This window comes from Oculatella sp. LEGE 06141, from assembly GCF_015207605.1.
Taxonomy (GTDB): domain Bacteria; phylum Cyanobacteriota; class Cyanobacteriia; order Elainellales; family Elainellaceae; genus Oculatella.
Genome location: NZ_JADEWO010000023.1, coordinates 52,110 through 75,433 on the forward strand (window position 1 = coordinate 52,110; position 23,324 = coordinate 75,433).

A 23,324-nucleotide genomic window follows, 5' to 3' on the forward strand; every position below is an offset into this window, starting at 1 on the left:
ACTCAAGGGTTGACGGTGACAATAATTTCTGTGCCTTGTCCAGGTTGACTTCTAATCGTGAGTTGTGCGCCGATGCGCTCAGCCCGTTCGCTCATGCCGAGTAAGCCAAACCCCTCAGAGGATGGAATACTCCCAACTCCAAAGCCCTGCCCATTGTCTTTCACGCGCAAGCAAAATTGATCGCGATCGTAGACTAGCTCTACTCGAATTTCGTCAGCATTGGCGTGTCTGGTCGCATTGGTTAATGCTTCCTGTCCAATCCGCAGTAAGTTATTCTCGACTTCAGTCGGTAAAGAATACACTGCACCCTCGATCTCATAATGTAGATTGGTATCCATTGCGGCAGTTCTGAGTTGGGCAACAAGACGATGTAAAGCGTTCTGTAAACTGCCTTCCTCCAAAAGCTGAGGACGGAGCGCAACGACCGATCGCCGCGCTTCAGTCAGTCCAGTTCGTGCCAATTCTTTGATCAGGTCTAGGTGCGCCTGGGTTGCTTCTACATCATCCGTTAGCACTTGGTTTGCGGCCCCTACCTGAGCCAGAATGCCTGTAAACGACTGAGCGAGTGTGTCGTGAATTTCGCGTGCCATGCGGTTGCGCTCCTCTAAAATTGAGGCTGCTTCTGCTTGCTTCTGCGCCGTAATATCTCGCACCAGCCAAATCACCTGATCGTGGCTGATTGGGGCAATGCGAGCCGAAAACCAGGCTTCTCGTCCATTTAGAAACGCACCATACTCGACCGTGAGGATTTGTTGGGTTCTCAGTACCTGCTGAATATAACCTAGAAACTCATCAGCTTCTTCCCTTCCGAGTTGATGCATAGTTTTACCAATCATCTCCTCAAAGGGGTGCCATAGCAGATCTGGTTCCAGTACCATTATTTCAAGGAATCGCCCTTCATCAGAGAATACAAACAATGGATCGGGAATTGCCTCAATTAGAGTCCGTAGCTTTGACTCTGAGACTTGTAGGGCTGCTTCTGCTTGCTTGCGATCGTCGATATCCGCAATCACCCCTTCGATGTAGTCATCGTCTGCATTCAAATAACAAGAGGAAAGTACCCAAAACACTGTCCCATCTCGTTTTCGCATCTGGAATTCATAGTTTCGCAGTTCCCCATCACGCTTCAGCAACTCATGGGCTTGTAGGCGATCGCTGGGATTCATAAAATAGTCGATGCTATGTTCCAACCCAATGATCTCCTCTGGTGAATCAAAGCCCAACAGATTGGCAAGGCGTTGATTGGCATTGAGAATTAATCCATCCGAGAGGCGGTTTCGGAAGATGCCGACCTGCGAGTTGTCAAAGATAGTTCGGAACTTAGCTTCACTGCGTTGTAAAGCCTCTTCTGCTTGTTTACGCTGGGTGGTGTCATTGCCCACCGATAAGATTTCAACGACCTCTCCCTGGTCATCGAAGATGGCTTGATTCGACCATGCCATCCAAACTCGCCGACCGTCTCGGCACAGGTTTTCACCCTCGACTTGCGGGTACGATTGAGGATTACGAAGTAAATCGTGGATCATGGGTCTCACATCACGTCCAGAGAGTTCGGCTTCTGGAATGATGGTTTCAAATAAGGTTCGCCCTAAAATCTGATATTCTTCATAGCCGAGGAGTTTCACCCCATAATCGTTGATGTATCGAATCCGTCCTTGCGTGTTATAGCGAATGATGACTGAATTCGCGGTTTGTAGCAGGTTGCGGTAATTGGCCTCACTTTGTCGTAACGCAGCAGTTCGTTCTGCGACCTGTTGCTCTAACGTGCAGTTGTAGTCGGCTAGGAGTTTCTCGGCTTGTTTGCGCTCTGTAATGTCCTGAAAGGTAGCGATCGCATGAGTGATATTGCCCTGTTGATCAAAAGCTGGTGTTCCCCGTGCCTCAAGTAGAATTGTGACATGATCTCGACGAATTTCTATATCTTCAGTCCTGATGCGTTCGCCCCTTAATGCCCGCACAATAGGCAATCTCTCCGCTGGATAGATTTGATCCGTTCCCGCTACATAAAGCTGATAAGCCTCTGAGAGCTGCTCCGGTGCTATGGAAGCATCAGTTTCTTTGCCCGTGAGTTGATTGCCGCATTGGTTAGTATAGTAAGGGCAACCTGCCGCATCCACGATCGCAATTCCTACCGGAATCGCTTCGAGGAACTGAGTGATCTTGCTTTCCTTAGCCTGTAGCTCTGAGTAAAGGTTGGCATTTTCGATGGCGATCGCGGCTTGAGTCGATAGTAGCTGCAAGACCTGCGATCGCTCTGGTGTAAATACTCCAGCTGCTAACCGATTTTCTAAATACAATACACCGACCAGCTTGGCTTGATTCAGCAGCGGCAAACAGAAAACAGATTGAGGCTGGTTCTGTTGAATGTATAGCTCATTGATAAAAGCACCTTCACGAGTCGCATCATTTAAGGTGACAGGCTTCAGAGTCCGAATCACATATTGAATGATTGATTCTGGCAATTGATCGGCAATTGGAATAGACTGCAACACTTGAGTCGCACAAGCATTCTCATCGGTATTAAGTTCACAAACCGCTTCAATCGACCAGTCTCCTGAGTTTTCTAAAATTAGACATCCGGTTTGTGCGCCAGCGTTCTCAATTAAAGTTTGCATCAGCGATCGCAGCAATTGCTTCAGTTCAATTTCACGAGAAATCGCCTGTGAAGCTTTCATCACTGCTGCTAAATCGAAAGCAGTATGAAAGGGATTAGTGATAGTTTCAGCAGTAATAGGAATTGATGTAGAAGCGGGTCTAGGCGACTGAGTAAAGAACTGTGGATAGCGAGTTTCTAAGTCTTTAACTTTAGCGGTTGCGCCCCAACGATCGTAGCAATAGTGCGCCTCTTTCATGTAAGTTTGAGCAATTTTTTCTCGACCTCGCGCTAGATAGTGTTTAGCCGCTAATTCATAAGCTAATGCTTCTTCCTGGAGATACTCATTTTCAGCAGCACCTGCGATCGCCCGTTCATAGAGTTCCTCAGCCTCAAAGAATTGCCCTGAGACTCGTGCTTTCTCTGCTTCGATCAAATGAAATTTATGTAAATAATTCATTGGGGCATGACTCGCCCATTTTTGCATCTTTTCTTGGTTAGAGCTAACACAACTTAGCCAAGCTGCTTTTTCAGAGTTTGAAGCCTCAAGCAATAGGCTCAAAAGCGTCAGAGAATGATAGAAACAGAATGTAGGTAGAACCGTTATTGCTGTCGTCTCTTCAAAATGTTGCCTTGCCAAGATAGCAGTCTGTTCAGCTTGATGGTGCTCTTCAAATAGATAACACAACATGACCTTGTGCAAATAGAGTATTTGAATTGCAGTTCCATCTTTAATTGCAATAGCGTGTGACAACGCCTCCTCTTCAGTACATAGCCTACTAACTAAGCGGCTGGGATTATCAGCTGTGTCTAGCAAATTAAGAATGGTCTGCCGCAATATTGCCAGCCAATTTAAGGGGCTTTCTCGTCTGATTTGAGCGATCGCTTTGCTGTAGGTTGCTGTTTTTTGTTCCAGTTGGGTGAGTTCTTCTCCAGCAAGAAACGAGTAATAGCACACGTAATATGCAGCATAACCAGCAGTTTCAAAGTCTCCAGTTTTCACTCCGTTTTGATAGGCATCAGCCAGCATGGGTATTGTGTTCCTAAGATGCACCTTCCAGTGCATGATATGGACATTCGAAAACATTAAGGTTCTAGCATTTCCTCTGGCATTCAATCGTTCTGCCAAATTGAGAGCCAATTTGCCGAACTCATAACCGAATTCAATGTCTTGAACAACTCCACATAGAACAAACCCGTAACCAGCATAAAACAGTGATGACCAGACAGCATTCCCGTAGTTAATTGATAAATTTACAGTTTTGCAAGTAATCAGCATGAATAGTGCTGGTGACCTGATAAATGCAGCAGACCTCATACTCGCCAGGATTGACATAGCTGCCAGCGGTTCTGGTGCAGTCATCTCTGGTAAATTAATCAAGTTTTCGATTTCTCGTTCAGCGAGTAGTGCAGCCGTTGACTCCAATTCCCTTTGAATATCTGCCTGACTTGGATTTTCTAGTAAATCTATTCCCAAGAGCTTCAACGCTTCCAATCCAGTTGTTAGTGCTTCTTTCAGGTTGCCCTGAGACAAATATCTTTGAATTCTGCTATTGTAAACCTGCACTTTATCAACCACTGTTTTGCCACGATCAAGTACCACTTCTACCAACTGTTTCATCTCATCAAAGCGACCCTGGAGATACGCTGCTTCTGCTGCTTCTGAATACAGCGCTAAGGTCAGGGCATACTCACTCTGCCAACTCTCTGTATCGAGAAGTTGAAGACCTGTAGTGAAATACTTAAAAGCTGCTTCATAAGCCGTTGCTGTTTTTGCTTTCTGACCTGCCGTTAAATTCAATCTGGCAATTTCAGTTCGTTCTGGTTGAGCAGTGACAAGTTCCGTTCCTTGATCGAGATGATCCACAATAGTAAACAGTCGATCGAATCGTTGCTCCGGTGAAGTTTTTTCGAGTAAATTGCGACCGATTTGGAGATGAACCACTTGTTTGCACGACTCATCAATTAGGGCATAAGCCGCTTGCTGAACGCGATCGTGCAGAAACTTATACTTTTGAACCAGCAAGTCTTCGTCCAAGTCAGACAAAGGCTGAATTAATCCAGCTTGTATTGCTTCTAATAAATCCTGAAAAATTGCTTTCGGTGATTTTTCGCAAACGATCGCTAACGTTTCTAAATTAAATTCAGACCCAACACAAGCAGCGATGGAAAGAACCTGCTGTGTTGCTTCCGGCAATTTCTGCAACTGACGCAGCAGCAACTCCACCACATTATCAGTGATATCTTGAGCTTCAATCTCTGCCAGGTTCCACTGCCAGCTCAATTGTTGGGCATCGAAGGTCAACAGGTTTTCGCCATACAGCAGCTTCAAAAATTCACCAACAAAGAAAGGGTTGCCCTCGGTTTTACGCAACACGACTTGGGCTAAGGAACGAACGATATTAGGATTGCAATGTAACGTCTCAGCCACCAGTTGAGTCAACGGTTCCAGCGTTAAGGGAGTCAGGGTGATTTCTTGAAGCGCTGCCCCCTGATTTCGCAAGCTCTCTAGCGTTAAGACCAAAGGATGCGTTGGAGTCAGTTTGTTATCTCGGTAGGCTCCGATCAAAAACAGATATTGGATTTGCTCATCCAGTAAGATGAGTTCGATTAACTTCAACGTCGCAGAATCGATCCACTGTAGATCGTCTAAAAAGATGACCAGGGGATGCTCTTCTGCACAAAACGCCCGCACAAACCTTTGAAACGTGAGATTGAAGCGATTCTGTGCCTCAGTTGCTCCAACGTCGGGCACAGGGGGCTGCTTGCCAATAATGAACTCAACTTCGGGAATGACATCTATGATAATTTGTCCGTTGCTTCCCAAAGCAGTGAGTAGACGTGATCGCCATACTTCCACCTGTTCATTGGGTTCACCCAATAGTTGCTGCACCAATTTTTGCAGGGCATCGACGATCGCGCTGTAGGGAATATTGCGCCGGAATTGGTCAAATTTACCCCAGATAAAATAGCCGTGCTTTGCGGTGATCGGTTTAAAGAGTTCCTGTACCAAGGCTGTTTTGCCAACGCCAGCGTGACCAGAGACAAGCATCATTTCACGAACTGCCTTACTCCCTGCCACTCTGTCAAACGCCACCCATAATGCTGCAATCTCCGCTTCTCGCCCATACAGTTTTTGAGGAATGCGGAACTGCTCGGAAACATCTTGCAGTCCCAACGATATGGCGTTAATCTGACCCATTTCCGCCAGTTGTTGGGCACAGCGCTGTAGATCTGTTTTGATGCCCCAGGCACTTTGATAACGATCCTCTGCATTTTTTGCCATCAGTTTCAAAATCAGGTTTGAAACAGGTTGGGGGATCGTGGCATTCAATTCATGCGGAGGAATCGGCGGTGTAGCAATGTGACAGTGAACTAGTTCCAGGAGATCACTGGTGGGAAACGGCAATTGTCCCGTCAACAGTTCGTAGAAGGTTGCACCCAGTGAATAAAAATCGGTGCGATAGTCAAGCATTCGGTTCATTCGTCCGGTTTGCTCTGGCGACAAATAGGCGGGGGTTCCTTCTAGAAGATGGAGACTTTTGAATGTGGGATTGGTACGACTGAAGCGAGTGGCAATGCCAAAATCAATGATTTTGACAACGCCAGTCCTCGGATTAAAGACAATGTTGCCAGGATTAATGTCTTTATGGATGATATGAGCCGCATGGATTTTGCCTAGAGTATCAGTAATGGCGATCGCCATATTCAAAAAAGCCGACAACGGCATGGGAGAGAAGTCTAATTGTTGCCGCATCCAGCATTCTAAAGACTCTCCACCAAAGTCTTCCAAAAGAAGAACCAGCGTGCGCTGGTAGTCTTGCTGGCTGTATGCCTTGACTACGCCTTCAATGTTAAGAAAACGAGTAATTTCATATTCCTGCCGATAGCGAGTTAATTCCTGAGGAGAGGGATAATCCTGCTTGAGAACTTTGGCAATCACTGCACAATTATCTTGCTCTCTGATGCCCCGATACACCAAAGAAGCTAAACTCTCATAGATTTTGCTGTAGATAGCAACTCCAGGCAGGGTAATCATTGAATGCTCCCCTATGAAGGACTGTCATCCGTTTCCCAAAGTATATCGCTTGCCAAACTCCAGAATATAAAGCTCCTTGTGTAGATCTTCATATCTTGACTTGTAATCGCTCAACTCAGTAGCCGATCAGACTGGTGTGAGGCAAGGGCATGGAAATAGCCTGGAAGGCAGAGATACTCCGGTAGCGAGCCGTATTCACCAACGATCGCACCTGGGTGAACAACTCCGCACCCCAATCGGAGCAAAAACCATGGGTGACCTTGCGAAAAAACACGCTTCAGCGCAATGCCTGTTCACTGGAATGATTGGTCGATTGATAGTCGATCGATTGTATGAATGTACTTTCGATCCAATTCGGATTCTAACTTAAGTTAGAGCCAGCCTTCTACTCTGCGATGGCATGGTTAATCTATCAATTTGCACTATAAAAAAGTTAACTTGCTACAGGCGACAACTTGAAGGCGACCACCTATATTGAATCTATGCAAACAGTCAGGCAAATGGATCGTGCCATTTACTTGCTCGATTCCATGCTTGAAGGCATGAATATTCAAGCAGCGGCGTTGAAAGCAGTAGGAGCGATCGCACAGTGAAGCGAATGCCCTTGGGGCACGCGACGCGAAAATCTTAACTCTGTGCTTAACTGGCGGATCTTAAGTGGTGAAATCGGGAGCCGTCTTGCACACTGAACCCATACCGAAACCACAATCTAGAGGAACGTTCAGCCATGACCATCCACAGTTTACTCACACCAGAAAATTCAACCGTCATTTTTATCGACCAGCAACCGCAAATGACTTTTGGCGTCGCCTCCATCGATCGCCAACTGCTGATCAACAACACGATTGGATTGGCAAAAGCTGCCAAAGTGTTTAATGTTCCGACCATTTTGACCACCGTTGAAACTCAAGATTTCAGCGGCTATATGTGGCCTCAACTTTTGAGTATTTTTCCTGACCAAACCCCAATTGAACGCACAAGCATGAACTCCTGGGAAGACAGTCAGTTTGTTGCAGAAATTGAGCGCATTGGTCGAAAGAAGTTGGTGATTTCTGCCCTATGGACGGAGGTTTGTCTGGCTTATCCAGCGATTCAAGCAATGGAAGCGGGATATGAAGTGTATGCTGTGGTTGATGCCTGCGGTGGCACCAGTCAAGTTGCCCATGATATGGCAATCCAACGCGTTGTGCAAGCGGGTGCTGTTCCTGTCACCTGGCAGCAGGTTTTGCTGGAGTACCAACGGGATTGGGCACGACAAGAAACCTACAATGCGGTGATGGATATTGTCAAACAGCATTCTGGCGCTTACGGCTCAGGCGTTGAGTATGCTTACACTATGATTCATAAAAAGGCTCCGACGATAGCTCATGCGTAACAACCATCACTTCTTGTAGCTAGAGTTTTTGAGGTCATGTGTAATGCTAGATCCGCTGGTAGTAGGTACAGATGAAGAAACTCACCAGGTAACCGCCATCATTTCTCACTTCATTCGACCTGGGCGTGAGCAAGGGTATGAGGAATGGTTGCACGGAATTGCGACGACTGCTCATCAATTTAAGGGACACTTAGGAGTCAGCGTGATCCGACCCTGTGACCCCACTCATCTTGAATATGTAGCAATTGTCCGATTTGACCATTACAACAACCTCAAAATCTGGCTGGAATCCAGCGTGCGGCAGGAATGGCTGGAGCGATTGCAGCCCTTAATTGAAAAGCCTGAAACCATTCAAACTCTAACGGGTCTGGAAACCTGGTTTACGCTTCCCAACAAACCCATGAAAGCTCCACCTCCACGCTACAAAATGGCGATCGTGACATGGCTGGGAGTGTTTTTTACGATATCTATTCTCAATCGTTTGCTAGTACCACTCCTGGTTGGGCTTCCGGTATTGCTCAGAACCTTGTTGGTTACAGGTCTAACGGTTGCCCTGCTGACCTACGTGATTATGCCGCGCCTCACTCAACTCTTTCGCAAATGGCTGTATCCCATTTGATCAAGTACATATCTTGCACGTTTACAGGAAGCTTCCATGTCTTGTCAACACCTGAACGAACTGACGCTAGAGACTATGATTTCAAAAGCCAATTACCCGGTATTCCGCTGTGAGGAATGCCTGCGAGTTGGCGATCGCTGGGTACATTTAAGAATTTGTCAAACCTGCGGCAAAATGTTGTGCTGCGACTCGTCCAAAAATCAACACGCTCGCCGTCATTACGAAGAAAGCGGACACGCGGTGATTAGTTCAGCAGAGTTGGGAGAACAATGGCTATGGTGTTTTGCCGATGAACAACAGAAGAACTATTGATCACGTGCCCCTTTTCTACTCACGAGGAAACCATGATGTCAAATCAGCCTGCCCTGAACTCAACGGATATTTGGCCGAGTTTACCCCTGGACGAATGGCAAGAGACCTATACCACCTTACACATGTGGACTCAAATCATCGGCAAAATCCGACTGGCCCAAACTCCGTGGATTAATCATTCCTGGCATACTCCCCTCTATTTAACCGTTCGGGGTCTGACCACTTCTACAATTCCTTATGGTAGCCGCATCTTTCAAATTGACTTTGATTTCATTGATCATGAGCTGCTGATTCAAACCAGCGAAGGGGCAAGACGGGCGATCGCCCTCTACCCTCGCTCTGTTGCTGATTTTTATCAGACTGTGATGGAAACCCTGAGAGAATTAGATCTTCACATCACCATTAACACCAAACCGAATGAAGTCCCTGACCCAATTCGATTCGAGCAGGATGAAACCCATGCCGCTTATGATGCAGACTATGCCAATCGATGCTGGCGAGTGCTGCTACAGTCCGATCGCGTCTTCCGAGAATTTCGTTCACACTTTTCCGGCAAGGTTAGTCCGGTTCATTTTTTCTGGGGGAGTTTTGATTTAGCAGTGACTCGCTTTTCTGGGCGATCGGCTCCTGAACATCCAGGAGGGGTGCCAAATCTACCGGATGCAGTGGCGCAGGAAGCCTATTCCCAGGAAGTCAGTAGTGCCGGATTTTGGCCCGGAACCGGATTATCATACCCAGCGTTTTATTCCTATGCGTACCCAGAACCCGATGGGTTTAAGCAGGCTGAGGTTCGTCCCGATGCTGCATTTTACAATAAAGAATTGGGCGAATTTGTTTTACCCTATGATGCTGTCCGTGAGTCAGAGTCACCCGATCAGACGTTGTTAGAGTTCTTGCAAAGCACCTACGAAGCTGCCGCCAGGTTAGGCAACTGGAATCAAAAGGAGCTTCAGCAGTTGACGTTTAAGTAACAACTGCATTCCTAAATTGGCATTTACAGCCATTTTCATTTGCATTCACCGCACCTCAAACCCTACACTCCAACTCATCTTGACGAGACTGTGGCTTACTTGATTGAGAACTGCTGTAACTGGCAGATCTCAAGTGGTGAACTGTAGAACAGTTTCGCAGGCTGGTGTATTGAACCCCTAAACCTTGAGCATGAAGGACAATTCCGATGAACCCACTGGCAATTACTCCAATTTTGGGAACCCGTCAGGGTATTCTGGCGCGATCGCTCCCCTGAGAATGCAGACAAACTCAGATTTCTCCTCAGCCTGGAAGGAACTCGTTGGCAATACACCAATGATGTTCAAAACTTGGTAGCCATCAGCCTAGATACCTTTTAGGACACTTTGCCCTGAAAGAGTGCGAAGATGCGATCGCGGAGCACATCCGTCGTTTTATGACCACTCACATTGCGTAATCAAAGGCTATCTCACGAAATCACCCAACATGAAGGCAAATATCCTAGGGCGTGTTTAAAAACTCCTGATTGCTCGGTTACATTGTGCTTTTCGCCCCCTAAATCCCCCAAAATTGGGGAACTTTGAATCGTTCAAAAGTCTATAGAGTTGGGACTTCCGGAATTTAAAACACGCCCTAGTCCTTGACGACACCGGAGACCGCAAAAAAGGGAAAACGACTGATTATGTGAACCGACAGTACATCGGCAATGTGGGTAAAGTGGACAATGGCATGGTCTCTGTCAATGCCTATGGATGGATGGTCTTCACCTTTCCCTTGCTGTTCAAAGTGTTCAAACCCCGACATCGCCTCAAGGCAGAGGATGTTTATCATACCAAACTCCAACTGGCTCAGCAGATCATTCAAGAACTGCTAGACTTTGGATTCCGCTTTTCCTTAGTACTCGCAGACAGTTTCTACGGGGAGAGTCATCCCTTCTTGGGTGTCCTCGACGAGTTGAAGTTGCCGTGGATTATGGCGATTCACTCCAATCATGGCGTGTGGATGCCTAAAGCAGCCAAGATTCGCTACAGCCCTTGGCAAGCGTTTGAGCGAGTCTTTGCCAAGGGACAGACTGAGACCCGATACATTCAGGAGATCATCTTTGGTCGTCGCTTCGAGTGGCGATACTGAACCTTGACCAGTGACCCCATTGTGTTGCCGCCTAACAGCACTTGGATGGTGATGAGCCACTTGTCCCCTGAACAAAACCAAGCAAAGTTTATTGGATTAGGCTCATGTCTCTACCTTAGAGCGTGGCTTTACCAAGCTGCTCAGGAGAGTCAATTCCTTTCCAGGTTGGTCACCGTTGACTCCTTCCGTTCCTATGCAACATTTTTCTTCTGCCTAGAGTGATGAAAGAGGGATGTTAGTAGACTTAGACGTAAATTTGTCAACTCTTCCAGACATAATGGGTGGGAGGGCACGATTGACTCTCCCACCTTAATGTACTCAAGCCATTGGTTTGGACAAGTCGGCTGGATGAAGGAGGAACCCATCGCCGTCTGAAACGGCGATGGGAGGATGTTAGTTAATACGGCCACTTCCAGTTGACGATTTCCGGCTTATCGATGCCATGTTCATAAGCATAGTGGCGGCATTCGATCTGCTGGTCTTTGAGATACTCCTTCGCATGGGCTCCAGCAACTTTGAGTTTAGGGACGCGATCGATCACATCCATTGCCAGACTAAAGCGATCGATCTGGTTACAGATCGCTAGTTCTAGCGGTGTGTTGATGTTGCCCTTCTCTTTATAGCCACGCACATGCATGTTGTGATGATTGTGGCGACGATAGGCCAAGCGATGCACTAACCAGGGGTAGCCATGGAAGTTGAAGATGATGGGCTTATCTAACGTGAACATGGAATCGAAGTCGCGATCGCTCAACCCGTGCGGATGCTCGGTTTCCGGTTGCAGTTTGAACAGATCCACTACATTGATAAACCGGATCTTGAGGTCAGGGAAAAACTCCCGCAGCATCACAGTGGCTGCCAGTGCTTCCAGGGTTGGAATATCGCCTGCACAAGCCATCACCACATCGGGTTCTGCACCCCGATCATTACTCGCCCAATCCCAGATGCTAATGCCTTTGGTGCAGTGTTTAATGGCGGCATCCATGTCCATATACTGTAAGTGAAGCTGCTTGTCGGACACAATCACATTGACGTAATTGGTGCTTCGCAAACAGTGATCGGCAACGGATAGCAAGGTATTTACATCAGGCGGTAAATAAATTCGAGTTACATCGGGACTCTTATTAATTACCACATCCAGGAAGCCAGGATCTTGGTGCGTGAACCCATTGTGATCTTGCCGCCACACGGTAGAGGTAATCAGCAGGTTTAACGAAGAAATGGAAGTTCGCCAGGGGATGTGTCTACAAATTTCCAGCCACTTGCAGTGCTGGTTAATCATGGAATCAATGACATGCACAAAGGATTCATACGTGGAGAAGAAACCATGTCGCCCTGTGAGCAAATACCCTTCCAGCCAGCCTTCTAGCGTGTGTTCGCTCAGCATTTCCATGACTCGTCCATCTGTGGAGAGTTCGCCGCCATCTGCATCTTCTGGAAAGTATTCTGCAATCCAGAATTTTTTGCTGGCTTCGTAGATGGCATGAAGTTTGTTGGACGTGTTTTCGTCGGGGCCAAACACCCGGAAGTTGGTCAGGTTGTTCCGCATAACGTCCCGCAGGAAGACCCCGAGAGGTTTGGTGTTCTCCACTGCAATTTGTCCAGGCTTTGGAACTTCAATGCCGTATTTCCGGAAGTCTGGCATTTGCAGCGCCTTTCGCACTAAACCACCGTTGGCATGGGGATTCGCACTCATGCGGCGATCGCCTGTTGGAGCCAGTTCTTTAAGCTCAGGAATCAATGTCCCGTTTTCATCAAATAATTCTTCTGGTTTGTAGCTCCGCATCCAGTCTTCCAGCAGTTTCACATGCTCTGGGTTGTTGTGCATGCCTGATAGGGGAACCTGGTGCGATCGCCAAAATCCTTCTACTTTGTGTCCGTCTACGCTGCTGGGTCCGGTCCATCCTTTGGGAGTCCGCAGCACAATCATCGGGTAGCGGGAACGCTTCGCCACGCCTGTAGTTCGAGCCTCGGCCTGAATTCGATGAATTTCAGTCACGCAATGTTCCACAGTAGCTGCCATCGCTTGATGCATCGTTTCAGGATCAGAGCCTTCCACAAAGTAAGGTGTGTAGCCATAGCCCTTGAACAAGTCTTCCAGCTCTTCATGACTAATCCGAGCCAGAATGGTTGGGTTGTTGATTTTGTAGCCATTCAGGTGCAGGATAGGCAGAACCGCACCATCCCGAATCGGGTTGATGAATTTGTTGGAATGCCAGGCCGTTGCTAATGGCCCCGTTTCCGATTCGCCATCCCCCACCATCACTACTGAAATGAGGTCTGGGTTGTCATAAACACTGCCGTAAGCGTGGGACACACTATAACCCAGTTCGCCCCCTTCATGAATAGAACCTGGAGTCTCTGGAGTACAGTGGCTACCAATTCCACCAGGAAAGGAAAACTGTTTGAAGAAACGCAGCAGCCCGGATTCATCTTCACTCTTGTCAGGATAGATTTCAGAGTAGGTACCCTCCAGGTAAATTGGCCCCAAAACGCCTGGAGCACCATGACCTGGACCTGCAAGAAAGATCATGTCCAGGTCATACTTTTTGATCAAGCGATTGAGATGAATGTAGGTGAACGCCATACCAGGACTGGAACCCCAGTGTCCTAACAGCCGCTTTTTGATGTGTTCTGGTTTCAGGGATGCTTTCAGCAAGGGATTATCTCGTAAATAAATCATGCCGATCGCCAGATAATTACAGGCCTGCCAGTAGGCTTGCATTTTTCGTAGTTCTTCAGCGCTAAGTGGTGTTCCTTCAACAGTTGAGCGGGCAGTACCAAAGGCGCTAATAGATGTTTCAACAGTTATTTCTGGAGACGTGGTCAGCATAAGTATGATTCCTGGTTCTCAAGGGTTGACTTTAACCGTCGAATGATTGAGGAGAGCTGCATTGAAACTCATAGCTGAATTTCTGCTTTCACAACTGAAGGATCTGCGGTGCGAGAGATATGGAAACCCAACTTCTCGCAAACTCGCTGCATTCCAGAGTTATCAGAGAGAATTTCCGCTGTAATGCGATCGAGATGTTCATCCTGCCCCACTTGCAGCAACCGCTTCAGTAGTTCAGTCCCCAAACCACAGCATTGAACGCGATCGCTGACCAGCATGGCAAATTCTGCTTCGTTGGTTCCGTGCAGTTTACTGAGCCGTCCGATCGCCAGAATTTCGTGGGTTCCAGTTTCAGGGTTTTGGTAGTCAGCAACGAATGCCATTTCGCGATCGTAATCAATGAAGCAAATGCGAGTCAGGCGATCGTGAGCAATGCGCTGACTGAGCTTGATTAAGTGAAAATAGCGAAGATAAACACTCTGCTCTGATAAGGTTTTGTGGAATTGAATGACCAGCAGTTCATCTTCAGGGCGAATGGGACGAACCGTCACTTCAGTGCCATCCTTCAACTGCCACGGTGTCACATATTGGATAGGGTAGGGACGAATCGCTAGCCTCGGTAATTGATCTTCGCTAAGCGTTGCCTCATGTAGAACGAGCCGAGCATCTAACGCCAGTAGGGGTGAATGGCTATTTGCCTCTACTGGAGATGCCAACAGCGGATTAATATCAATTTCTTTGATCCAGCGTTGTTCTGCTACAAGTTGGCTGAATCGCACTAACAGTTGTTCAAGTGCATCCAGATCGACGGGTGGTTGTCCTCGCACGCCTTGGAGGGCTTTGTAGATGTGTGTCTGCTCCATTAAGCGTCGAGCTAATGTGGAGTTGAGGGGAGGCAGGGCGATCGCCTGATCCTGAAAGACTTCCACTAATTGTCCACCTGCCCCAAACAGCAGCACTGAACCAAACTGAGGATCGAGACTACTGCCAACAATCAGTTCGTAGCCACTCAACGTCACCATTGGCTGTACTGTCACACCCAAAAAGTGTTCGGCTCCCACTTTTTTGGAGACAGACGTTTCAATTGTTCGATAAGCTCGTTGCACGGCTTCTGCATCGACTAAATTAAGCTGTACGCCTCCGACATCGGTTTTGTGAGTGATGGTTTTAGAGAACAGTTTGAGTACGACGGGATAGCCGATCGCTTCTGCACAATCAATGGCAGCGGCTGCGCTTGTAGCAACACAGGTTTGAACCACTGGAATCCCATAGGCCGCAAGGATTTGTTTGGATTCTACTTCAGTAAGAAGGGTGCGGTTTGCTTGCCGTGCGGCTGTAATAATGGCTTCGACTAGCGTACGATTGGGAATCCTTGCTTCTGTACCGACGGGCAAAACAGGAGTTTCATAGATACCGCGCAAATTGTAAGTGAACCGCCACAGATAGCTAAATACACGAGCAGCCGTATCGGGAAAGCGGTAGGTCGGAATCTTCGCTTGATTCAGCAGCAGTTCTCCCGCACTCACATCAGAATCCCCCATCCAGCTAGCAATAATTGGTTTTGCGGGCTGGTGCAATTTCTGGTTTTCCACCCATGTTTTTAACCGTTCTGCCGTTTCGGTTGGGTCGGTCATGGCCTGGGGAGTAAGAATTACGAGCAACCCGTCACTATCTGGGTCTTGAGCGGCGATTTGGACGGCTTGCTGATAGCGGTCTGGATCAGCATCTCCCAGGATGTCAATGGGATTGTGGTGGCTCCAGCACGGGGGTAACTGTTGGTCGAGGGAGGCGATCGTCTCCTCGGAAAGCGGTGCTAGTTCTCCTCCATTCTTCAGCAAGGCATCGGTTGCCAGCACTCCCGGGCCTCCAGCATTGGTGACAATCGTCAAACGTGAGCCTTTAGGACGGGGCTGCTTTGCTAATACCTCTGCCATGTCGAACAATTCAGAGATGCGATCGACCCGCAACACGCCGCAGCGACGAAATGCAGCATCGAGAACCGCATCACTCCCGGCTAATGCCCCAGTATGCGATGTAGCAGCGTGAGCCGCTGCTTCCGTTCGACCCGCTTTGAGTACAATGATTGGTTTGGTCAGGGCAACTTCCCGTGCTGCGGACAGGAAGGAACGAGCATCGCCGATCGATTCCATGTAAATGACAATGCTATGCGTATGCGGGTCATCTCCCAGGTAATAAATCAGGTCACCCCAATTTACATCGAGCATGGAACCAATGGAAATGAAGGCACTAAAACCAACGTTTTCTCGAAAGCTCCAATCCAGAATCGCAGTACAGAGTGCGCCACTCTGACTGATAAAGCCCACATTGCCAGGACGCGACATTGCACTGGCGAAGGTGACGTTCAATCCAGTGATAGGATTCATCACCCCCAGGCAATTAGGGCCAATTATTCGCAGTTGACTTTGCTGAAGTTGTTCTCGAATTTGCTGTTCCAGTTCAATTCCCGCTGCACCAATTTCCCGAAATCCAGCAGAGAGGACGATCGCCCCTTTCACGCCTGCATCTACACATGCTTTGATCACACCCGGAACGGTCGATGCAGGCGTAGCAATTACAGCCAGATCGATTAATTCTGGTATGTCGGCGATCGCAGGATATGCCTTGACTCCAAGAACACTATGCCGTTTGGGATTAACCGGATACACCGTGCCACCAAAGGAACTAGTGAGCAAATTCCATAGCACAATTCGCCCCACACTTCCCGGTCGTTCGGTTGCACCGATCACAGCGACTGACTTAGGAGCAAAGATAGCGTCAAGGGGGCGATGTTCCGATCGCAAAATATCGTAAGCACGATCAGACGTAGAGGATAGAAGTGATTGCATAGGTTGCACCGTAAGTCGTTTGCATCGCGGAGATGAGGAATGATGGGAGGGTGAAATGATGAAGGAGGCGAGAAGTAAATTGCACATCATCCTGCTCCCCCACTCCCCCCAAAATCACACCAAAGCAGGAACCTCTTCCGAAGCATAGTAAGCAGATGATTCAGTTCGGCAACCCAGGAATGCCAGAGTGTACAGCTCTTTCAGGTCTTGAATTAGGGGATAACGAGGGTTTGCACCCGTACACTGATCATCAAACGCCTGCTCTGCCATCTCCTCTACCTTGCTGTAGAAGATTTGTTCATCCTCTGACAAGGTTTCCTTGATGGTGCCGGGGATTTCAAGTTGACCCTTCAACTCTTCGATCGCCTTCACTAACCGTTCCACTTTCTCGTCAGGAGTATTGCCCCCAAGGTTCAGGTGATCGGCAATTTGGGCATACCGTTCCTTGGCGTGAGGATATTTGTATTGTGGAAAGATGGCTTGTTTGAATGGAACGTCGGTGGCGTTGTAGCGAATCACATGAGAAATCATGAGTGCATTTGCCAATCCATGCGGTACATGGAAGGTAGAACCTAATTTATGCGCCATTGAGTGACATACTCCTAAAAACGCATTGGCAAACGCCATGCCTGCGATCGTTGCTGCATAATGTACTTTCTCCCGTGCTTCTGGATCATTTGCACCGTTTTTATACGCACGAGGTAAATATTTGAAGAGCAGGGCGATCGCTTCCAGTGCCAGTCCTTCAGTGAATTCAGTTGCCAGTACCGAAACGTAGGATTCCAGGGCATGGGTTAACGCATCAATGCCACCATATGCCGTTAATTTTTTGGGCATGTTGAGCACCAGTTCGGGATCAACGATCGCCATATGGGGGGTCAGTGCATAGTCCGCAAGTGGATATTTGATCCCGGCTTGCTCATCGGTGACAACGGCAAAGGGCGTGACTTCTGAACCTGTTCCCGATGTTGTTGGAATTGCGACCATCAGGGCTTTCTGACCCAGTGCTGGCAGTTCATACACTCGTTTGCGAATGTCCATAAACCGGGTTGCCAGTCCCTCAAACTCAACTTCGGGATGCTCATACATCAGCCACATTACCTTAGCGGCATCCATGGGCGAACCACCACCGATCGCAATGATCACATCCGGCTGATAGCTTCTGAGCAACTCCAATCCTTTGTTCACATTTGCCAGGGTCGGATCAGGTTCTACATCATGAAAAACATCGTGTTTAACCCCAATCTCATCCAATACTGTCGTCACTTTTTCCACTAAGCCCAAATCAAACAAGGGCTTGTCTGTAACAATGAACGCCCGTTGCTTCCCTGCGAGTTCGCGCAATGCAACCGACAAACAACCATACTTGAAATAGATCTTTGGCGGAACTCGAAACCAGAGCATATTCTCCCGTCGCTCTGATACCGTTTTGATGTTGAGTAAGTGACGGGGGGTAACATTATCAGACACCGTATTGCCGCCCCAGGTACCGCATCCCAGCGTTAATGATGGATCAAGTTTGAAGTTGTAGAGATCGCCGATCGCCCCCTGGGACGATGGAGTGTTGATCAACACGCGCGATGTTTTGACTGAGTTCTTGAAGCAGGTAATACCGTCCAAATCGGCGGGGTTAATATACAAAACAGAAGTATGCCCCCGTCCGCCAAATTCCACCAGTTGTTTTGCCTTCTCAACTGCATTCAGAAAACTGCCAGCTCGATACATGGCTAGGATAGGTGACAATTTTTCGTAGGAAAACGGTTCATTGATTCCAATCTCATCGACTTCTGCAATCAATACTTTGGGTAGCGTGCAGGGTAACGGGTTAAGGCTTTCGCTTTTTGCGCGATTTTTACCTTGATGTTCCAAACACACTAGCCCGATGCCTGCCAGTTGAGCGATCGCCCCTACCGACTGCCCCACAATGGCTGGATTGAGATGACCATCCTTCAACAGTACCTCACCAACCTTTGCTTTCTCGTCGGGTGATAGGAAGTAAGCTCCACGAGCAATAAACTCTTGCTTCGCCTGCTCGTAAATTGAATCCAACACAATAACTGATTGCTCAGACGCACAGATCATGCCGTTATCAAACGTTTTACTCAGCAAGATGGAACTAACCGCTGTTTGAATATCTGCGGTTTTATCAATTACCGCAGGCGTGTTTCCAGCTCCTACGCCCAAGGAAGGATGACCGGATGAGTACGCGGCCTTCACCATGCCTGGCCCACCCGTTGCCAAAATCAGCTTAATGTCGGGATGCTGCATCAACGCTTGTGATAGCTCAACGGTGGGTTCATCAATCCACCCGATGAGATGCTCTGGTGCGCCAGCGGCGATCGCAGCTTCTAGCACCGTTTTTGCGGCTGTAACGGTACTGCGTTTTGCCCGTGGATGAGGAGAGAAAATAATCGCGTTACGAGTTTTCAGGGCAATCAGCGCTTTGAAAATTGCGGTCGAAGTTGGATTAGTGACGGGAATAATTCCTGCTAGAACCCCCATCGGTTCTGCGATTTTTTGAATGCCAAATGATTTGTCTTCTTCAATCACACCACAGGTTTTCTCGTGCTTGTATTTGTTGTAGATTAACTCTGAAGCAAAGTGATTTTTGATCACCTTATCTTCCACGATCCCCATTCCAGTCTCTTCTACTGCCAATTTTGCTAGCGGAATCCGAATTGCATTAGCAGCGAGTGCAGCTTGTTTGAAAATGCGATCGACTTGCTCCTGAGAATACGTTGCGTATTGTTCCTGTGCGGCTTTAACTTGTTGGATCAGCGTTTCCAGTTCTTCACGTTTGGTAATGCTCATACTTTGCTCCGTGTTCTCTTTGCATTTGCACCGTGCAATTAGAAATTGCAATCAAAACTCAGACAACGGTGATACCTCGACTGCGGAAAATAGCGTATGCTGCCTGCACTTGTTCGGTCGTGGGGGGTTGCGTCTCTTTAAGCTGGTAGTCATAACTCAATTGCTCCCACTTGTATTCGCCCATTTTGTGAAAGGGCAAAACTTCTACCTTTTCAACATTTTTTAGCGTTGCAACAAAATCTGCGAGTCCTTCAATGTTGTGGGTTGCGTCGGTCAGACCAGGAACCAAAACAAACCGAATCCAGGCAGGTTTTTGAATGTCGTTAAGGTGATGGGCGATCGCCAGGGTCGGTTCCAGCGACACACTCGTAACTTTGGTGTAAGTGTCAGAATCAAACGATTTGATATCCAGCAGCACCAAATCGGCTTGCTCAATCACAGGTTTTGCCACCTGCAAGTCACAATATCCAGAGGTATCCAGTGCTGTATGAATCCCCAATGCTTTGCAGCGTTTAAAGATCTCTGCGACAAAGTGGGGTTGATAGAGTGGTTCCCCTCCACTCACTGTCACTCCACCACCAGAAGCATTCATGTAAGAAGTATATTGCTGAATCTCCTGCATGAGTGTATCAACAGTGACCTTCTTACCGTTCTCCATGTAGCGGCAATCCGGATTGGAACAATAAAGACACCGCAGGGGGCAACCTGCGGTGAAGATAACAAACCGAATTCCGGGGCCGTCTACCGTGCCACAGGTTTCAATGGAATGGATGTAGCCTTGAACCTCTGTGGACTGTGGGATGTGAGCTGTTGGGACGTGCATTGCTGCTGCCTTTAACCGTGTTTGGGTGAGGCTTTGTTGACCTCACTCTGGTTATAAGCAAAGAACTTGGGGAACTTGTGAGGAAGGTTTGTAATTGTCAGGAGGGGTTGATGTGAAGTGCGCGATCGCCCATCGGATTACTCTAGAACGTGGTAGAAGAGCAGTGGAGCAATGGCAAGCCAAACAAGCACTAGCAGCCAGAGCCGCCCTGCAAAGATATTGTAATCACTTAAAAGCTTACTCCAGGGGTGTCCGGCGACGTAGTGACCGAAGAGACATTCAAATGCGATCGTGAGCACCAGCCAGATCAGCCCAACCATCAGCGCTTGCCTCAGTGACTCAAAGCCCCAAAAGTAGACAAGTGCCCCAATATAGAGGCTGAACAGCAAAATTCCGGTAGCCGTCGAAACTTGATGAGCCCGTAATTCACTCAACTGCTTTCCGTAGGTGAACTCCCGAATCACGCCGTTGATGATGCCGATAAACACCATCGGAATCCATGCCAGAACGTAATGTAAAATCATAGCTTCTTTCCTGAATCTTCAGCGATCGCCCCTTACATCAAAAAGGCGATCGCTGAATTCTCTTACAGCCATTTTCATTTGCATTCACTACGCCTCAAACCCTACATCCCACACCCATCTTGGCGAGACTGTGGCTGACTCGATTGAGAACTGCTGTAAAACAACTAATTTAGAAGCGATCGTGAAATGTCCTTTTCACTACGTCCAACTGTTGTTCTCTTGTTAGTTTGATGAAATTGACGGCATATCCAGAGACGCGAATCGTGAGTTGTGGATACTGTTCAGGATGATCCATTGCATCTAATAACATCTCACGATTCAAGACGTTTATATTGATGTGATGACCGCCATCATGGAAGTAGCCATCTAACATGCCAACGAGATTAGTGAGGCGATCGCCTTCTGTTTTCCCTAACGCTCCTGGCACAATTGAGAACGTGTTTGAGATGCCATCTTGGGCGTAGGCATAGGGAAGTTTAGCAACAGAGGCGAGAGAGGCGATCGCGCCCTTGCTATCGCGTCCATGCATGGGGTTAGCTCCCGGTGCAAACGGTTCACCCGCTTTGCGTCCATCCGGCGTGTTGCCCGTCTTCTTGCCATACACAACATTGGATGTAATGGTGAGTACTGATTGCGTTGGAACCGCGTTGCGATAGGTTTTGTGTTGCTTCAGTTTGTTCATGAAGCCTTTCACTAAATCAACGGCGATTTGATCGACGCGATCGTCGTTGTTGCCGTATTTAGGAAAGTCTCCTTCAATCTGATAATCCACTGCTAATCCGTCCTGGTTGCGAATGGCTTTCACAGTGGCGTATTTAATGGCTGATAGTGAATCTGCAACGACTGACAATCCAGCAATGCCACATGCCATCGTGCGGAAAACATCGCGATCGTGCAACGCCATTTCTAGCCGTTCATAGCAGTATTTATCATGCATAAAGTGGATGACATTGAGGGTGTTGATGTAGGCTTTGGCGAGCCAATCCATCATGCGATCGAACTTCTGCATAACCTCGTTATAGTTCAAATCTTCAGAGGTAATGGGAGCATAAGCAGGGGCGATCTGTTCTCCTGATTTTTCATCTTTACCGCCGTTAATGGCATACAGCAAGCATTTTGCCAGATTTACTCGTGCGCCAAAGAACTGCATCTGTTTACCAATTCGCATGGCAGAGACACAGCAGGCGATCGCGTAATCATCCCCCCAATAAGGACGCATCAAGTCATCGTTTTCATATTGAATCGAACTGGTTTCTGTAGAAACTTTGGCACAGTAGCGTTTGAAGGCAATGGGCAGCCGTTCTGACCACAGCACGGTTAAATTAGGTTCAGGCGCAGACCCCAGGTTAAACAGCGTGTTGAGCATCCGGAAGCTGGTTCTGGTCACTAATGGTCTACCGTCGTCGCCCATGCCGCCAATACATTCTGTCACCCAGGTAGGATCGCCAGAAAACAGCTCGTTGTAGTCAGGCGTTCGCAGAAAGCGCACCATCCGCAGTTTCATCACGAAGTGATCAATGAGTTCCTGAAGCTCTGATTCGGTGAATACACCATGCTTCAAATCACGCTCAAAATAGATGTCCAGAAAGGTTGAGACCCGTCCCAACGACATTGCAGCCCCATTCTGCTCTTTTACGGCTGCCAGATAGGCCAGATAAAGCCACTGCACCGCTTCTTTGGCATTGGCGGCTGGACGACTAATATCAAAGCCGTAGCTCGCTGCCATTTCTTTTAGCTCAAATAGGGCTTTAATCTGTTCGTTAATCTCTTCGCGTAGTTGAAGGGTGTCATCAATACTGTCAATCTCTAAAGATTGCAACTGCGTTTTCTTGTCATCAATGAGGCGATCGCACCCATACAAGGCAACGCGACGATAATCGCCAATAATTCGTCCCCGTCCATAGGCATCTGGTAGTCCAGTAATGATGCCGGAGTGTCGTGCCAACCGCATTTCGCGAGTGTAGGCATCAAATACCCCATCATTGTGGGTTTTGCGATATTTAGTAAAGATTTCCTCGGTTGTGGGATCAAGCTGATAACCGTAGGCTTTGAGCGACGCTTTAACTACACGAATGCCACCAAGGGGCATGATTGCTCGCTTTAAGGGCTTATCCGTTTGTACACCTACAATTTGTTCCAGATTCTGATCGATATAACCAGGGCTATGAGCGGTAATGGCGGAAACGGTTGCTGTATCCGCATCCAGAATTCCCGTTTCTCGCTCTTGAGCCATTAAATTTTTCACCTGAACCCAGAGGGTTTGAGTTCGCTCGGTTGCATTGACCAAGAACGAGTCATCTCCGTCATAGGAAGTGTAGTTGGTTTGGATGAAGCTTCTTACGTCAATCTCATTTACCCAGTTACCAGACTTAAATCCTTGCCATTGCTCAAACATGATCTAATATGTCTCCTGATAGGAATGCGATAGACTTAGAGTTGTGGGTATCTT

Annotated in this window: 11 protein-coding genes and 1 pseudogene; 5 read left to right on the forward strand and 7 right to left on the reverse strand. The window is 47.9% G+C overall.

Translation table 11 applies throughout. From position 1 onward, the window contains the following. Positions 1-2: 2 nt before the first annotated feature. Entirely contained in the window at positions 3-6,632 is a 6,630-nt protein-coding gene (locus tag IQ268_RS16510) for a PAS domain S-box protein (RefSeq protein ID WP_193881177.1), read from the reverse strand. Positions 6,633-7,359: 727 nt separating this feature from the next. Between IQ268_RS16510 and IQ268_RS16520 the strand changes: the two genes are divergently transcribed. The 5 genes and pseudogenes from IQ268_RS16520 to IQ268_RS16540 all read left to right on the forward strand — a co-directional run. Continuing rightward, positions 7,360-8,007, forward strand: coding sequence for a hydrolase (locus IQ268_RS16520; protein WP_193881183.1), 648 nt, complete (start codon positions 7,360-7,362; stop codon positions 8,005-8,007). Between the two features lie 43 nt (positions 8,008-8,050). Further along, positions 8,051-8,626, forward strand: coding sequence for an antibiotic biosynthesis monooxygenase (locus tag IQ268_RS16525; RefSeq protein WP_193881186.1), 576 nt, complete (start codon positions 8,051-8,053; stop codon positions 8,624-8,626). Positions 8,627-8,662: 36 nt separating this feature from the next. Then, the gene (locus tag IQ268_RS16530) at positions 8,663-8,938 is read left to right on the forward strand and encodes a UBP-type zinc finger domain-containing protein (RefSeq protein WP_190440354.1); all 276 of its coding nucleotides are present in this window, start codon (positions 8,663-8,665) and stop codon (positions 8,936-8,938) included. 32 nt (positions 8,939-8,970) lie between these two features. Continuing rightward, positions 8,971-9,909, forward strand: coding sequence for a DUF5996 family protein (locus IQ268_RS16535; RefSeq protein ID WP_193881189.1), 939 nt, complete (start codon positions 8,971-8,973; stop codon positions 9,907-9,909). Positions 9,910-10,546: 637 nt separating this feature from the next. Continuing rightward, positions 10,547-11,038 (forward strand): annotated as a pseudogene (locus tag IQ268_RS16540) (transposase); the annotation flags it as partial. A gap of 397 nt (positions 11,039-11,435) precedes the next feature. Here the strand turns inward: IQ268_RS16540 and IQ268_RS16545 are convergent. The 6 genes from IQ268_RS16545 to pflB all read right to left on the reverse strand — a co-directional run bounded on the left by IQ268_RS16545 (position 11,436) and on the right by pflB (position 23,270). Then, entirely contained in the window at positions 11,436-13,871 is a 2,436-nt protein-coding gene (locus tag IQ268_RS16545) for a phosphoketolase (protein WP_193881192.1), read from the reverse strand. Between the two features lie 68 nt (positions 13,872-13,939). Then, positions 13,940-16,717, reverse strand: a complete 2,778-nt coding sequence (locus IQ268_RS16550) for a bifunctional acetate--CoA ligase family protein/GNAT family N-acetyltransferase (RefSeq protein ID WP_193881195.1) — start codon at positions 16,715-16,717, stop codon at positions 13,940-13,942. 114 nt (positions 16,718-16,831) lie between these two features. Next, on the reverse strand, positions 16,832-19,528 hold the full coding sequence (adhE, locus tag IQ268_RS16555; protein ID WP_193881198.1) for a bifunctional acetaldehyde-CoA/alcohol dehydrogenase: 2,697 nt from the start codon (positions 19,526-19,528) through the stop codon (positions 16,832-16,834). A gap of 58 nt (positions 19,529-19,586) precedes the next feature. Further along, a complete protein-coding gene (pflA, locus tag IQ268_RS16560) occupies positions 19,587-20,351 on the reverse strand; it encodes a pyruvate formate-lyase-activating protein (RefSeq protein WP_193881202.1) in 765 nt (254 codons plus the stop codon). A 137-nt stretch (positions 20,352-20,488) separates the two neighbouring features. Further along, a complete protein-coding gene (locus IQ268_RS16565) occupies positions 20,489-20,875 on the reverse strand; it encodes a hypothetical protein (protein ID WP_193881205.1) in 387 nt (128 codons plus the stop codon). A 169-nt stretch (positions 20,876-21,044) separates the two neighbouring features. Further along, entirely contained in the window at positions 21,045-23,270 is a 2,226-nt protein-coding gene (pflB, locus tag IQ268_RS16570) for a formate C-acetyltransferase (RefSeq protein ID WP_193881208.1), read from the reverse strand. Between the last annotated feature and the right edge of the window lie 54 nt (positions 23,271-23,324).